The 12,396-nt window shown below is 68.7% G+C and carries 16 protein-coding genes, 1 tRNA gene and 2 pseudogenes; 6 read left to right on the forward strand and 13 right to left on the reverse strand.

The window, feature by feature from the left end; genetic code table 11:
- Positions 1-611 (reverse strand): ATP-binding protein (locus C1J00_RS26730; protein ID WP_146046260.1); only part of this gene is annotated, 611 nt, incomplete at its 3' end.
- Positions 612-1,005: 394 nt separating this feature from the next.
- Between C1J00_RS26730 and C1J00_RS26735 the strand changes: the two genes are divergently transcribed.
- From C1J00_RS26735 to C1J00_RS26745, 3 genes and pseudogenes are all read left to right on the forward strand, one after another.
- Positions 1,006-1,473 carry a hypothetical protein gene (locus C1J00_RS26735; protein WP_245936519.1) on the forward strand — a complete coding sequence of 156 codons (468 nt, stop codon included), beginning with the start codon at positions 1,006-1,008 and terminating at the stop codon, positions 1,471-1,473.
- An 88-nt stretch (positions 1,474-1,561) separates the two neighbouring features.
- Complete coding sequence (locus tag C1J00_RS26740; protein WP_102911581.1) at positions 1,562-1,777, forward strand: ferredoxin; 216 nt, start codon at positions 1,562-1,564, stop codon at positions 1,775-1,777.
- A 9-nt stretch (positions 1,778-1,786) separates the two neighbouring features.
- A pseudogene (locus C1J00_RS26745) lies at positions 1,787-2,343 on the forward strand (PIG-L deacetylase family protein).
- Positions 2,344-2,352: 9 nt separating this feature from the next.
- Here the strand turns inward: C1J00_RS26745 and C1J00_RS26750 are convergent.
- Both C1J00_RS26750 and C1J00_RS26755 read right to left on the reverse strand, forming a co-directional pair.
- Positions 2,353-2,733: a hypothetical protein gene (locus C1J00_RS26750; RefSeq protein ID WP_102911582.1), complete on the reverse strand. Its 381-nt coding sequence runs from the start codon at positions 2,731-2,733 to the stop codon at positions 2,353-2,355.
- A 132-nt stretch (positions 2,734-2,865) separates the two neighbouring features.
- A complete protein-coding gene (locus C1J00_RS26755) occupies positions 2,866-3,180 on the reverse strand; it encodes a hypothetical protein (protein ID WP_102911583.1) in 315 nt (104 codons plus the stop codon).
- A 506-nt stretch (positions 3,181-3,686) separates the two neighbouring features.
- Here C1J00_RS26755 and C1J00_RS26760 point away from each other — a divergent pair.
- Positions 3,687-3,908: pseudogene (locus tag C1J00_RS26760) on the forward strand (transposase family protein); the annotation flags it as partial.
- 302 nt (positions 3,909-4,210) lie between these two features.
- Positions 4,211-4,357 carry a hypothetical protein gene (locus tag C1J00_RS45490; RefSeq protein ID WP_180989714.1) on the forward strand — a complete coding sequence of 49 codons (147 nt, stop codon included), beginning with the start codon at positions 4,211-4,213 and terminating at the stop codon, positions 4,355-4,357.
- A gap of 109 nt (positions 4,358-4,466) precedes the next feature.
- Here C1J00_RS45490 and C1J00_RS26765 read toward each other — a convergent pair whose 3' ends face one another.
- The 8 genes from C1J00_RS26765 to C1J00_RS26800 all read right to left on the reverse strand — a co-directional run bounded on the left by C1J00_RS26765 (position 4,467) and on the right by C1J00_RS26800 (position 9,796).
- Positions 4,467-5,519 (reverse strand): HTTM domain-containing protein, encoded by a 1,053-nt coding sequence (locus tag C1J00_RS26765; RefSeq protein WP_245936520.1) that lies wholly within the window; start codon positions 5,517-5,519, stop codon positions 4,467-4,469.
- Between the two features lie 61 nt (positions 5,520-5,580).
- Positions 5,581-6,165, reverse strand: coding sequence for a DUF5819 family protein (locus C1J00_RS26770; protein ID WP_102911584.1), 585 nt, complete (start codon positions 6,163-6,165; stop codon positions 5,581-5,583).
- A 257-nt stretch (positions 6,166-6,422) separates the two neighbouring features.
- Positions 6,423-7,694: an ice-binding family protein gene (locus tag C1J00_RS45495; RefSeq protein WP_219728375.1), complete on the reverse strand. Its 1,272-nt coding sequence runs from the start codon at positions 7,692-7,694 to the stop codon at positions 6,423-6,425.
- Between the two features lie 300 nt (positions 7,695-7,994).
- Positions 7,995-8,249 carry an integrase core domain-containing protein gene (locus C1J00_RS26780; protein WP_281262774.1) on the reverse strand — a complete coding sequence of 85 codons (255 nt, stop codon included), beginning with the start codon at positions 8,247-8,249 and terminating at the stop codon, positions 7,995-7,997.
- A gap of 142 nt (positions 8,250-8,391) precedes the next feature.
- Positions 8,392-8,712 carry an IS3 family transposase gene (locus C1J00_RS26785; RefSeq protein ID WP_102911586.1) on the reverse strand — a complete coding sequence of 107 codons (321 nt, stop codon included), beginning with the start codon at positions 8,710-8,712 and terminating at the stop codon, positions 8,392-8,394.
- The gene (locus C1J00_RS26790) at positions 8,709-9,014 is read right to left on the reverse strand and encodes a transposase (RefSeq protein WP_102911587.1); all 306 of its coding nucleotides are present in this window, start codon (positions 9,012-9,014) and stop codon (positions 8,709-8,711) included. Before C1J00_RS26790 ends, C1J00_RS26785 begins: the two co-directional genes overlap by 4 nt.
- 84 nt (positions 9,015-9,098) lie before the next feature.
- Entirely contained in the window at positions 9,099-9,326 is a 228-nt protein-coding gene (locus tag C1J00_RS26795) for a hypothetical protein (RefSeq protein ID WP_102911588.1), read from the reverse strand.
- A 38-nt stretch (positions 9,327-9,364) separates the two neighbouring features.
- Positions 9,365-9,796 carry an Asp23/Gls24 family envelope stress response protein gene (locus C1J00_RS26800; protein ID WP_102911589.1) on the reverse strand — a complete coding sequence of 144 codons (432 nt, stop codon included), beginning with the start codon at positions 9,794-9,796 and terminating at the stop codon, positions 9,365-9,367.
- Between the two features lie 202 nt (positions 9,797-9,998).
- On the opposite strand from C1J00_RS26800, the gene C1J00_RS26805 reads away from it, so the two are divergent.
- Positions 9,999-10,763 carry a hypothetical protein gene (locus C1J00_RS26805; protein ID WP_102911590.1) on the forward strand — a complete coding sequence of 255 codons (765 nt, stop codon included), beginning with the start codon at positions 9,999-10,001 and terminating at the stop codon, positions 10,761-10,763.
- Positions 10,764-11,017: 254 nt separating this feature from the next.
- On the opposite strand, the gene C1J00_RS26810 is transcribed toward C1J00_RS26805, so the two are convergent.
- Both C1J00_RS26810 and C1J00_RS26815 read right to left on the reverse strand, forming a co-directional pair.
- Positions 11,018-11,104: transfer RNA gene (locus C1J00_RS26810), tRNA-Ser, on the reverse strand.
- Positions 11,105-11,168: 64 nt separating this feature from the next.
- On the reverse strand, positions 11,169-12,396 hold a 1,228-nt coding region (locus C1J00_RS26815; RefSeq protein ID WP_245936521.1), incomplete at its 5' end, for a S1C family serine protease.

Genomic DNA, 12,396 nt, shown 5'->3' on the forward strand with positions numbered 1-12,396 from the left:
CCGTCCCGCAGGGCGGGCACCAGACCGGCGTTCAGCAGTGAGGACTTCCCCGCCCCAGACGCGCCCACGAGCATGACCAGGCCGCCCGTCCCCACGGCGGCCCCGAGCTGGGTGACGAGCGCGTCCGTGCTCCGCTCCCGGCCGAAGAACCACCGGGCGTCCTCCCGGCGATAGGAGGCCAGCCCGCGGTACGGGCACACCCCGCCGGGCGCGGACCCGGCCCCGTCCACAGACCGTTCCCCGGACGCGGACGCCGCGGACGCCGCGGGCCGTTCACCGACCGGGTCGGCCACCGCGCGTTCCCACAGCCGCTGCCACTGGCCGAGGTCGTACAGGCCGGGGGAGACCGGCGTGGGCCGCGAGCGCCGCGCCTCGGGGATCAGCACCTGCAGCACGGCCGCGAGAGCGGGGAACTGAGCCGGTACGTTCCGGGCCCGCCGCCAGTCGCTGATGCGCTGGGCGGACACGCGCACGGGCCGCCCGCGTTCGTCGACCCGCTGGAGCCGGACGACCGCTTCGGACACACGTTTGAGAGGAGGGTTGCCGGCTTCCTTGTACAGCAGTGCGAGGCGTTCCGCGAAGGCGGTGCGTGCCCCCGAGTCGGAACTCAAGGCCTCAGCTCCTTACTTCCCACGCCTGGACGTCCGGACCGGAAAGCTCACTTTATATGGCTGACCTGCGGTAATGCCCTCCGCTGACCGCCGGAGACTCCTCCCCGGTGGCCGAAAATGGCAGGATCCGGACGCGACAGCGGGCTCATTCGGTCAGCTGCCGTCCGAGCCGGACGACCACAGCCCCACCGTTCGGTACCGGTCCCCACGAGGGGAGGGACCGGTACCGGACGACGTGGTGATCCTCCCCGGCGGACCCCGCCCGGCAACCCCGGCGGACCGTTCGATTCGCCCCCGGCGGACCGAGCTCTCGGCGGACCCTGGATACCTGACGACCCGTCAGCTATGGTCGCCCTGCCGCACCGCTTCGGAGCGATGTACAGGGGTGAGCGCAGTGGAGTCACGTCCCGAGAGCCCACGACCGCAGGGTGCTCCACGCTGGGTCGCGCTGTTCTACCGGCCGGCCGCGGGCTCCTGGCGTACGGCAGCGCAGTCGCCCCACCGCTCGCCCGTGCTGTACGCCCTCGGCGAGATGACCCGGGCCGTGCGAGCCCGGGGCGACGAGGTGACGGTGGCCCTGTGGGGGCCCAAGGACGGCGCGTGGCATCGGTTCGACACCCCGCCGCAGAAGACCCCCGTGCACCGGCCGGACCCTGAGCCCTCCCCCGGCGAACCGGCCACACTGGCGGAACGGATGACCGGCCGCCGCCACCAGGTCCTCATGGCCGGCCTGACCAAGGCGGGCCTCTACGACCTCTCCCCCGAGGACGACACCACCGTCCAGGCCCTGGCCGAACGGCTCGACGAGGCCGCCGTACGCCGGGTCGCCCACTGGCTGACGACCGCCGGGGGCGCGCGGTAGCCGGGCCGGTTCAGCCGACGGCGTGCTGGGCAGGCAGACTCCCGACGGCCACCTGCTCCCGACGCCGTCAGGAGGGGGACGAAACGGCATGAAGGTCTCTGTCGACCGCGATCTCTGCTACGGCTCCGCCGAGTGCGCTCACCGGGCACCGGCCGTCTTCGAGTTCGTCGACGGCTTCGGCGTCGTCCGCCCGGGCCGCGAGCAGACGGGCGAGGACCCGGAGATCCTGGAGGCGGTGGAGAAGTGCCCGAGCCAGGCCATCAGCATCACCGAGTCACCGCGCTCGGCACCGGACCTGCCGTAGCGAGGGCCGATGCCGGCACCGAGCCTTCTCGCGGTCTTCGCCCACCCCGATGACGAGTCCCTGTCGGCGGGCGGCGTCCTCGCCCGCAACACCGCGGCGGGCGCGCGCTCGGCCGCCGTGACGACGACCTGGTCGGCGGACACCCCGCGCGCCACCGAACTGGCCGAGGCGCTTGGCATCCTGGGCGCCGGCCCGCCACGCATGCTGGGCTACGCCGACTCCCGCGTCCCGCGCTCGGCCCGGACGCCGGAGAGCCGTGGCAGCCGAGCGCCCTGCTCCTGGCCACGCACCCGCACTCGGCCCTCCGGGCGTGGGGCGCGCACTGGGCCCCCACGGGCAAAGCGCTGCGCACGGTCCCCGACGAACGGGTCAGCGCCACCGTCGACGTCATCCCATGGCTGGACCGGAAGTCCGCGGCGGTCCTGGCCCACCGCACGGAGGTGGCACGGGGAGCCGTTCCGGGCCTGATCGCCGCCCTCCCCGCGCCCGAACGGGAACGGCTGCTCGGCACGGAGTGGTACACCTGCCACGACCTGACACCTACGGCGCCTGCACCACCAGTGTGATCGTGGTGCTCAGTCCTCAGCCGGCCGGCCGCCCAGCTCCAGGACGAGGTGATAGCCACCGGCCAGGTCGATACCGGTCCGCTCGCGCAGCAGCTTGACCGCGGCGATCTGCTGGCCGTCGTCGAGCAGAGCGGTCAGCTCCTCGACCAGCCCGGCGTCGAGTTGACGCAGGGCGGCCAGCGCCTGGGCGTTGCTCGTGGGCAACGTGTGCCCCCCGGCCAGCAGTTCCACGGCCTCCCGGGCCGGGCCCCGCTTCAGCCAGGAGCCCCTGCGCAACCGGCGCGCGGCCTTGCCCGTACGACCGTCCGCGGCCAGCGCCCTCGCCTCGTCCTGGGCATCCCGCCCGACGGGGGTGATGAGCGCGGCCGTGCGCGCCTTGGTGTTCGTCATGACACTCCTGCGTGGTGGGGTCTCAAGGCTGAAGACGATGGAGAGCCGGTCGCCGTCGCCCCATGCGGAAGGAATGCCTCTCAGCTGTGGCGAGGTCGCTCCGCCCCAGCTCAGACGAGGGGAGGCGCTCTGTCAACCGGCAGCGAGTGAGGAGAAGTACGCCGCCCCGCCTCCCAGGACGACCAACTGCACGACGCCCGGGATACGCCACCCCAGGGCGAGGAGCCCACCGCCCGTGAGCACTGCGCCGCCGCCCAGCAGCCACGCCGCCGTCGACGCCGCCTGCGTCGCACCCGTCGGAACGACACCGTCGCTCTCGTAGCCGTCCGCCCATCCCGCCATCCCGTAGCCGTACACCATCCAGGCGATGACCACGAAGTCGATGACGAGCAGCACACCACTGACCCCCAGCTGCCCGCCGGTTGATGGATCACTCGCCTGCCTCAAGGCCGCTGCCGTCCCGTCATCGTGTGACGATCTGCTGAGTACATGCGGTCAGCATGGCGTTCCGGCGGGCACGGCACATGAGCACAGATACTCAGACGCGCCGCGCAGCCGCGACGGACATGAGAACGGCCCCCGACCAAACACCCAGGTCGGGGGCCGTTCTCAGTGCTCTTCGCGCGGAGGCGGTGGGATTTGAACCCACGGTGACATCGCTGCCACGACGGTTCAAGAGCGTCAAGCCCGCACCAGAAACCTGCTGGCCAGCGTTGCTGTGACTGTTCTTTGCTGGGTGTGTGGCCCACACATGGCCCACGCGCTGGTGAAGGGACGGTCATTGGGGGGGCACCGCTGCGGCAAGCCGCGCACCTCCCTGCGCCAGCCTGCGCCCTAGGAGCAACAGATCGTACCCAGCGGTGCTCCTAGTGGGGGCCAGTGAGCTCTTTCAGCGTGGCCACTGATCGGGTGACGGGGTCGATGCCCGAAACGGACGAGGCTCCCGTGCCGTTGGAGCCGGCCCCTGGGTGTCGCCCCCCCTCAGACGCCCGCCGGGCCGCGACCTCACACCGACCCAGCACACCGTCAACCGAACGCTGTCCACAGCACGGGCGCCGGTCGAGCGTGGCGTCGCACGACTGAAGCCGTGGCGGATCTTCCGCAGGTCCCGGTGCAGTCCGAATCGAATGCCGTCCATCTCCGCGGCAGTCCTCACTCTGGAACGGCAGCGCTGAAAGAGCTCAATGATCACGCCATCAGAAACGATGCCTTAGGCCGCTCGCCCGCCTCGGACTACGTGATCACGAAACGGAGGGCACACCACGGTTACGCCGGGCTTGGCGCCGAGTTGGGCGTTCTGCGACCTGACCGCGTATGCGTGCACGCTTCCGGACTGCGTAGCCGATCTTTGGGGCAGGACAATGTCCGACCCGGCGCCTACACTTCCTGGTGGTGGGAATGTCGACCTCCTTTGGCTGACGTTCCAACTGAGATGGCGGCCTCCTGCTTAGTACTCCAGCTGTAGATCGTGATCTTCATGTCTGGGTTGCGGCTTGTCGACGACCGCGAGGTTCTTTGGATCAGCCCTGCCGGCGGCAAGGTCTACGGTGGACCGCGTGCCCTGTCCGCCGTGCTGATGTGCGGACGGAAGCGCTGGTGGTGGCTCGGGTTGTTCTTCGGCTGAGGCCTGTCAACTGGATGGCCCCTGGCCTCTACCAGGTTGTCGCGAAGAACCGCCATTGCCTGCCGGGCACAGCCACCTGCTCTCTCCCGGCCCATATGCGTGGGAACCCTTACTTCAGCGAGGGCTGCGGCGGTACCACTGCGGGTGTAGTCCCGATCAGGGCTTCGGCTCCTATGCCACTTGTGCGCTGGAAGGCACGCCGCCCCAGCCGTCCCAGAGCGCGGTAGAAGCGGTCTGGCAGGAACACGGCATCTGCAACGATCATTGCGCCGGAGAAAAGTGGCAGCCCCATGAGCAACGCGATATTCACGTGCATGCCGAACAGCAGAAGCAGGACCGGGTATTTCATCCTGCTGAACAGGGTGAACGGAAAGGCGACCTGCACCAGCACCGTCAGGTAGGCGACGACGGCGATCAGCACATGATGGCCAGCGATCATCTGGGACAGTTCCGGCCAGGGCCGGAACAGGTCGATGCTCAGGACGTAGTGAAGGGCGGTGCCATCACCCCACTTCGCACCCTGCACCTTGTACAGGCCCGCGCATCCGTAGAGGAAGCAGACCTGGGCGGCGATGACGAACATGCCGCAGTTGTGCAGCACGGTGGTCAGGATGACGCGGGCGTCGCCGAGATGGTGCCGGAGGCGGCAACTCCGCGGGCCTGCGGTCCTACCCGCCGACGCCTGGCGCCGGGTCCTGCGGGCGTCGAGGGACCAGCGCCGGCCGCACGCGGTGAAGACGAGGTAGACAGCCATGAGGACCATGAGGTTGTCCCCGCCGTCGGCCATGTAGATCGCCCTGGCGTGGAACGACACCACCACCACCGCGAACAGCACGGACACCGCTCGAGTCCGCCAGCCCAGCAGGAACAGCGCACACGTCACCAGGGCCATGGCGTAGCAGACCTCGAAGTACACGTGGCTGTCGGACAGGGTGAGGACGCTGACCCACCCGCTCTGGTCGAACATCTGCCTGGCCAGCGCGGGCGTCCACGGTGCATCCGGGCCCCACATGTCGTGGCGGTGGGGAAACTCGCGGAGCAGGAAGACGAGATAGAGCAGCCCGTACCCGATGCGCATCACCGCCGCCGCGTACAGGGACACCGGCCGCTCGGTCAGGCGCGCGACGACCATCTGGGCCCCGTCGAGCACACGCTGCGACATGCGCACGGCTGCTCGTTCGGTTACCCGTGCGGACGCCGTGGGCGCCGCAACCGGTCGCTGTTCAGTCCGTTCCATGAGAGGCCACCTTCCACCAGGGCAGATACCGCGTTTGGGCCCGCGTCGATGCCGTGGTCGCCGGAGGATTTACACCCACTGCGCCAGGCGCGGCGACGGGCCGTGAGATCACCCGCAACTGGATGGAGTCGAAGGCGCCGCCTTGTTGCGCGGCGACGCGTTCCGCCGCGATGTTGCGCAGATACTTCTCAATCATCAGAGCCCGCTCCGAATGCGGCCGGTTGTCGCTGCCGTGCGTTTTTAGGTACGCATTCCATGCCTGGCGCAGCATGTTCTGTGCCGTATGGCTCGGAAAGACATTGTGCTTGACGGCGGCATCGTCCGCAGCGGTCAGATCGATCCAGCCACCCGCCTGTGTTGTGCCGTCCGGTCCCGTCCGGCTGACCCTCGCAGAAATCTGCCGGTTAGCCGACTGAGGATTCGGGGCGAAAAGCCGCCAGTTCTGCTCAAAAAAGGGCCGGACCCACGCATTGACCTGTCGGCTGTACGCCTGCGAGATGACGTTCGGAGGCGCCACGTACAGAAACACCAGGAGTACATGGACCAGAGTCACCGCCAGGCACAGGGCCACCGCGATTCCCGTTACGGCGCTCAGTGGGCGGGGCGGCCCCGAATCCCCCCGGGAGTCAACCGGTTCCCCGTCACCATTCCGTGCTGCTGATTCAGCGCTGGTCTGTCGTGCGTCCTTCACGTATGTCGAATCAGCACCTCTCAGCACGGCCCCACCCGGTCATTCCCTACCTGACTGCTCACACCCGCTGCTCCTGCTTCCGCATCGGCACGCGACGGAATTCCATGACGATCCGCCGCGCGCCGCCCGTCTCACATTCAGTACTGGAAGGGCACCTCAGGCACATTGGGCAGCCCGTACCCGCCCGACTCCTTGTCATGAGCGGGCTTTCCCGGCTTACCACCGTGACCGGGCTTTCCCGGCTTACCACCGTGACCGGGCTTTCCCGGCTTGTGGCAGTCACAGTCGTGTCCGCCCGTCGCCGCATCGCCCGTCGCCGCGTCACCCGTCGCCGCGTCACCCGTCGCCGCGTCACCCGTCGCCGCGTCACCCGTCGCCGCGTCACCCGTCGCCGCATCGCCCGTCGCCGCATCGCCCGTCGCCGCGTCACCCGTCGCCGCGTCACCCGTCGCCGCGTCACCCGTCGCCGCGTCACCCGTCGCCGCGTCACCCGTCGCCGCGTCACCCGTCGCCGCGTCACCCGTCGCCGCGTCACCCGTCGCCGCGTCACCCGTCGCCGCATCGCCCGTCGCCGCGTCACCCGTCGCCGCATCGCCCGTCGCCGCATCGCCCGTCGCCGCGTCACCCGTCGCCGCATCGCCCGTCGCCGCATCGCCGGTGGTCGTGGTGGTGGTGTCACACTCCGGCCTGGTGATCACGTTGTTGTCCAGCGTCACGGCCCCGTTGCGGGCCAGCACTCGGCCCTCGACGGTCGCCCCACTGTTGACAGTGATCGAGGTGAGCGCCATGAGGGTGCCCACGAAGTTGGAGTCCGATCCGAGCGTGGCCGATTCGTCGGTTACCCAGAACACGTTGCACGCCTGGGCGCCGTTCTGAAGGACGATGTTGCTCCCAGACGCCGTCGTCAAGCCCGCCGGAACCTTGAACACCCAGACGGCATCGGGGTTGCCCCCGGCATCCAGTGTCCAGGTGCCGTTGACCAGGAGACCGGACTCGACGGCGTAGGTGCCCGGAATCAGCGTGGGCGTCACGGGTGCTGCGGAAAGGTTGAATTCCGTGGGCTGGCCGAAGGCGTCGTCGTACGCCGTACCAAGGGCGGCCTGTGCTCCTGCCGCCGCCGCGCCCGCATGGATCGTCCCGTCGACCACCGTCCCGGGCGGGAATCCGGTGATGGCCGTTCCCGGAGATACACCGACGTCTCCGGTGACCACAGAAGGTCCTGTGTTGGTGACCGTGGAACCGGCCAGTACCGCGTAGCTTTCCGCCTCACCCAGATCCACGAATGTCGCTGCATCGGCTCGCATAGGCGTCACGGCCACAACGGCGGCAGCGACCAGCAGAGTGAGTACCCCCGCGATCCAGGCCATCAATGTGCGCCGTTGTGGCACTTCGGGGATGTTGAGTGTCATTGAGTTTCCAACTCCTATGGGGGGGCTCCGGCGTTCCGCGTCGAACAGAACCGCCTCTTCTGTCGGCGGAATATTACGCAGGCGCCTGCCACCAGTGACGATTCACTCGGGCGGTGTCGCAGGAATCAATCAATATGCATCAAGCAACGTATGATGAATGTTGAGCCGAATGACTGCCCCTGTCGTGCGGCAACCCGCCGCGGAGCTGTCAATTCGTCCGCATCAGCGACCTCTTTCAGCGTGCCACTGATCGGGTGACGGTCGCGGTGAACTTTCCCCGTGATGCTGGACACTCCATACTTACGCCGCGAGGGCGTGTCCTTGCTCGTGTCGCTGCCTGATCTCCAGCGGGGTCAGGTAGCCCCAGTGAGGGTGTTTCCGCAGCCGCCTGCGGTTGTAGAAGGTCTCGATGAAGGCGAAAATCTCGGCGCGGGCGGTGGCCCGGTCGGGCCAGCGGCGGGTGCCGATCTCCTCCTTCAGGACCGCGAAGAAGGACTCGGCAGCGGCGTTGTCGAAACAGGACCCTGTTCTTCCCATGCTTTGCCGCAGCCCCAACCTGCGTATTCCTCCCCGTAGAGCCAGCCCTCGTCAGTGGCGATGAACGTGATGTCGCCGGCCAGCCGCGTGCCGGGCTCGGGTGCGGTGAAGTCGCGGCCGAGCAGGTCGACCGCCGGCACGGCCCGCTTTGCCGGACGGGTCAGACCCGTCGCCTGCGCCGGGTGACCCCGGCGATGCCGCGCTCGCGCATCACACGCTCGACACGCTTGCGGTTGACCCGGTGGCCGAGCCGCCGCAGTTCAGCATGGATCCTGGGGACGCCGTAGGTGTGCCGGGAGGCGATGTGCAGCACGGTGATCTCGTGCGCCAGGGCGTCGTCGGCGGCCTTCCGCTCAGCGCGGGCCTTCGCCCCGGACCGCCAGGCGTAGAACGAGGACCGGGCCACTTTCAGCAGCCGGCACAGCAGAGCAACGGTGGGGGTGGTCTTCTCCGCCTCGATGAACGCGTAGACCGCGGTCATCGATCGCTCTCCTTCGCGAAGAAGACCGCCGCTTTTCGCAGCACCTCGATCGTCTCGGCCTGCTCACGGTTCTGCCGACGCAGTCGGCGCAGTTCCTCCCGCTCGGCCGTCGTCAGCTCGCCCGGCGCCCCCTGGCCGCGGTCGGCCTGGTCCTGCCGGACCCAGTTCCGCAGCCCTTCGGCGCTGACCCCGAGCTCCCGGGCCACCTCGGTGACGGTCCTGCCGGAGGAACGGACGAGGCCGACCGCGTCCCGCTTGAACTCCTCCGTGTACCGCCTGCTGCGGTTGCTCTTGCTTCCCACCTGGCACTACTTCCTCTGGAACCTCACGTCCCAGTTTCCAGGTGTCCAGCATCAATGGGAAGCTTCACCGGTCGGCTTCACCGGTCACTGCCGCCAGTCTCCCCGAGCCCGTCGCCGGTCATCGCGGATCCGTTCCTGCCGGTCTCGGCGGCGGACGAAGTCGCCCGGTTCGAGATCACCTTCCATCAACCGCCCGACCACGAGACCGACGACGCCCAGACCGAGCACCAGCAGGAAAGCCCAGAAGTTGCCGAAGTAGGCGGCGAAACCCAGCGCCATTCCCGCAATCAAACCCACCAATGCCCTGCTCATCACGCGCTCCTTAACTCACGCGGGCTGCTCCGCCCCGGCTACTGGATCCGCTGCCGCTCTTCCCCTTCGTCCTCCTCGTCGGGGAGCTTCACGTCGCTGACCATGATGTTGACTTCCACGACTTCCCGGCCCGCCAGCCGTTCCACTGCGGAGATCACGTTCTCCCGCACCGCACCGGCCACGTCCGTGATCGAGATGCCGTAGTCGACGACGATCTCCAGATCTATGGCCGCCTGCAACTCGCCGACCTCGACGCTGACCCCGCGTGTGACGGACTTGCCACTACCGGCGCCGGGCATCCTCTCCCGCATGGAGCCCATCGAGCGCGCGAATCCGCTGCCCAGGGCATAGACGCCGCGTACGTCCCGTGCCGCCATTCCCGCGATCTTCTCCACCACCACATCGGCGATGACCGTCCGGCCGCGGGAACCGGGCGCACCACCGTGCCTTGCACCGGCGTTCTCAGTCATCCGGATATCCCTCCCTCAAGAAGCCCTCAGATACCGTTTGTTCTGATTATATTTCATTAGTACCTTTTGCCCTAAGTGTGGATCGTAACGGATGGCCTAAACAAGTGGCCCGAGCGTCCCCACCCGAGGCCCTCGCGGACACTCCGGGTGCAGTGCGGCAGGAAGAGAACCGCGGCCATGGAAGAGAGAGGGTGAGAAGCCGGTGACCGAGGCGTGGACGCCGCCAGTACGGCACCAGCTCGAGCTGGGCCGACTGCTCCCGGTCGGCGGGCCCGACGACGGGACATGGATCACCGAGCAAGTAGCCGTCCGGGCCCTCGGGCGGGCGGCCGCTGAGATTCCCGGTGTCCGGGTGGAGACCTTGCGCATTGGGTCGGCACCGTTCGAGCCCGTGTCCGAGCCGGCCGTCCGTCCGCCGGCCAGCGCGCTACCGCCTGGCCCGCTCAGGATGGAGGCAGCCTTCACGGCATCCCTCAGGCAGCCACTGCCTCACACCGCCGAACAACTGAGGAGCGCACTGCTCAACGCGGCCGCTGAAAGGCTCGGCCTGGCCGTCGTGACGACCGACTTGCGCGTCACGGATCTCCATGAAGGCCCGGAGACAACCGTCAGGTCGCAGACCGCAAGGAGGGCCATGAAGCCCCAGCCGGAAGCCGCAGCCGTACGAAACTCGCCCCCGGCGACAGGAACAGGACCCACGCCAGGCCCCACCGGGAAACTGGCCGACGTCGCGGCGGCCGTTCCGGGAGTCGCCCGCCTCACAGACGTGCTGGGAAGCCGCCCGATCAGGGTGAGGCACGACGGTGATCCGCCCAGCCGCCACATCGAGGTCCAGCTCGCGGTCGCCCCCGGACACCATCCACTGGAAGTCGCTCGCGCCGTCCGGGTCGCCGTAGCCGACGCAGCCACCACTGACACCCCGGGCCCGGTCACCGCCGCCGTCCTAATCACAGAAACCGCGGCATAACCAGCCAGGCGTCAGGTTGCTCAAGAGGGCTATGGAGCATGGCCCCCGTCTGAATCGTCAACGTGATGGTTCCGCGTTGGGAGCGGACTACCTGCAAGCAGGGCTGTCCCACAGGCCAGAGCTGGTCCACAGCTGGTCCACACGCACTGATCAACAACGCGACACAGCCGGATCAAGGTGAGACAGACCCCATGCAGAAGGGGTGCCCCTCAGCGAGAGACACCCCTTCTGACCTGCAACATCTATGACCTGCGCGGAGGCGGTGGGATTTGAACCCACGGTGACATCGCTGCCACGACGGTTTTCAAGACCGTTCCCTTCGGCCGCTCGGGCACGCCTCCCCGCGCCGACCGTTGATCGGCGGCGCGGGGACAAGGGTAACGGGTCGGTGTGGGCGGGTGGGGGTCAGTTGTCGCCGACGCGGGATCCCAGGGTGACCTCGGTCGTACGCTGCTTGCCGCCGCGCTCGTAGGTGATCGTGACCTTGTCGCCGGGCTGGTGGGTCCAGATCTCACCGATCAGGGTGGGGCCGGAGTCGATGACCCGGTCGTCGAGCTTGATGATGACGTCACCGGACTTGAGGCCCGCCTTCGCGGCCGGGCCGCCCGGCTCGACCGGTGTGGCAGCGCCGCCCGCGCCCTCCTTGGAGATCTGGGCGCCGCCCGCACTGTCGTCCAGGGAGACGGACGCGCCGATCTTCGCGTACACCGGCTTGCCGTTCTTGATCAGCTCCTGGGCCACGTACTTGGCCTGGTTGATCGGGATGGCGAAGCCCAGACCGATCGAGCCCGACTGGCCGGTGCCGAAGCCGCCGTTGCCGGTCGACTGGATCGCGGAGTTGATGCCGATGACGTTGCCCCGCGCGTCCAGCAACGGACCGCCGGAGTTGCCCGGGTTGATCGAGGCGTCGGTCTGCAGGGCGCTCATGTACGACGCCTGGCTGCCGCTGCCGTCGCTGGAGGCCACCGGGCGGTTCTTGGCGCTGATGATGCCCGTCGTCACCGTGTCGGACAGGCCGAACGGGGCGCCGATGGCGATGGTCGAGTCGCCGACGGCCACCTTGTCCGAGTCGCCGAGGGTGAGCGGCTTCAGGTCGGAGGGGGCGTCCTTGAGCTTGATGACCGCCACGTCGTAGCCCTGCGCGTGACCGACCACCTCGGCGTCGTACTTCTTGCCGCTCGGGAACGTCGCCGTCAGCTTGCCCCCGTCCACCGCGTCCGCCACCACGTGGTTGTTGGTGACGATGTGGCCCTGCTTGTCGAAGACGAAGCCCGTGCCGGTACCGCCCTCGCCGCTGGTGCTCTCGGCCTGGATGGTGACCGTGCTCGGCAGCGCCTTGGCGGCAACGCCCGCGGTCGTGCCCGGGTCGCGCTTGACGTCACCGCCGTTCGCGGAAGCCGAGACCGTCGTGGAACCGGTGCTCTCGTCGTTGTCCTTCGCCAGCACGTAGCCGAGCCCGCCGCCCAGGCCGCCCGCGAACAGCGCGGCCACCAGGACCGCGGCGACCAGACCGCCGCGTCCGCGGCCGGACTTCGGCGCCGGCTGCTGGTACGACGAACCCCAGCCGCCCGGACCGGACCCGGAACCGCCGTCGCCGTAGGGGGCGGTCGGCGGCGGGGGCGGGGGCCAGGAC

The organism is Streptomyces cahuitamycinicus (assembly GCF_002891435.1).
Taxonomy (GTDB): Bacteria; Actinomycetota; Actinomycetes; order Streptomycetales; family Streptomycetaceae; genus Streptomyces; species Streptomyces cahuitamycinicus.

Bases quoted from the DNA above. Each gene is read 5' to 3' on its own strand.
- C1J00_RS26765 (WP_245936520.1), bottom strand. From the start codon at position 5,519: ATGTCGCAGCGTGTGCTCGACGGGGCCCAGATGGTCGTCGCGCGCCTG.
- C1J00_RS45495 (WP_219728375.1), bottom strand. From the start codon at position 7,694: ATGACACTCAACATCCCCGAAGTGCCACAACGGCGCACATTGATGGCC.
- C1J00_RS26750 (WP_102911582.1), bottom strand. From the start codon at position 2,733: ATGACGAACACCAAGGCGCGCACGGCCGCGCTCATCACCCCCGTCGGG.
- C1J00_RS45490 (WP_180989714.1), top strand. From the start codon at position 4,211: ATGTCTGGGTTGCGGCTTGTCGACGACCGCGAGGTTCTTTGGATCAGC.
- C1J00_RS26800 (WP_102911589.1), bottom strand. From the start codon at position 9,796: ATGACTGAGAACGCCGGTGCAAGGCACGGTGGTGCGCCCGGTTCCCGC.
- C1J00_RS26785 (WP_102911586.1), bottom strand. From the start codon at position 8,712: ATGACCGCGGTCTACGCGTTCATCGAGGCGGAGAAGACCACCCCCACC.
- C1J00_RS26795 (WP_102911588.1), bottom strand. From the start codon at position 9,326: ATGAGCAGGGCATTGGTGGGTTTGATTGCGGGAATGGCGCTGGGTTTC.
- C1J00_RS26740 (WP_102911581.1), top strand. From the start codon at position 1,562: ATGAAGGTCTCTGTCGACCGCGATCTCTGCTACGGCTCCGCCGAGTGC.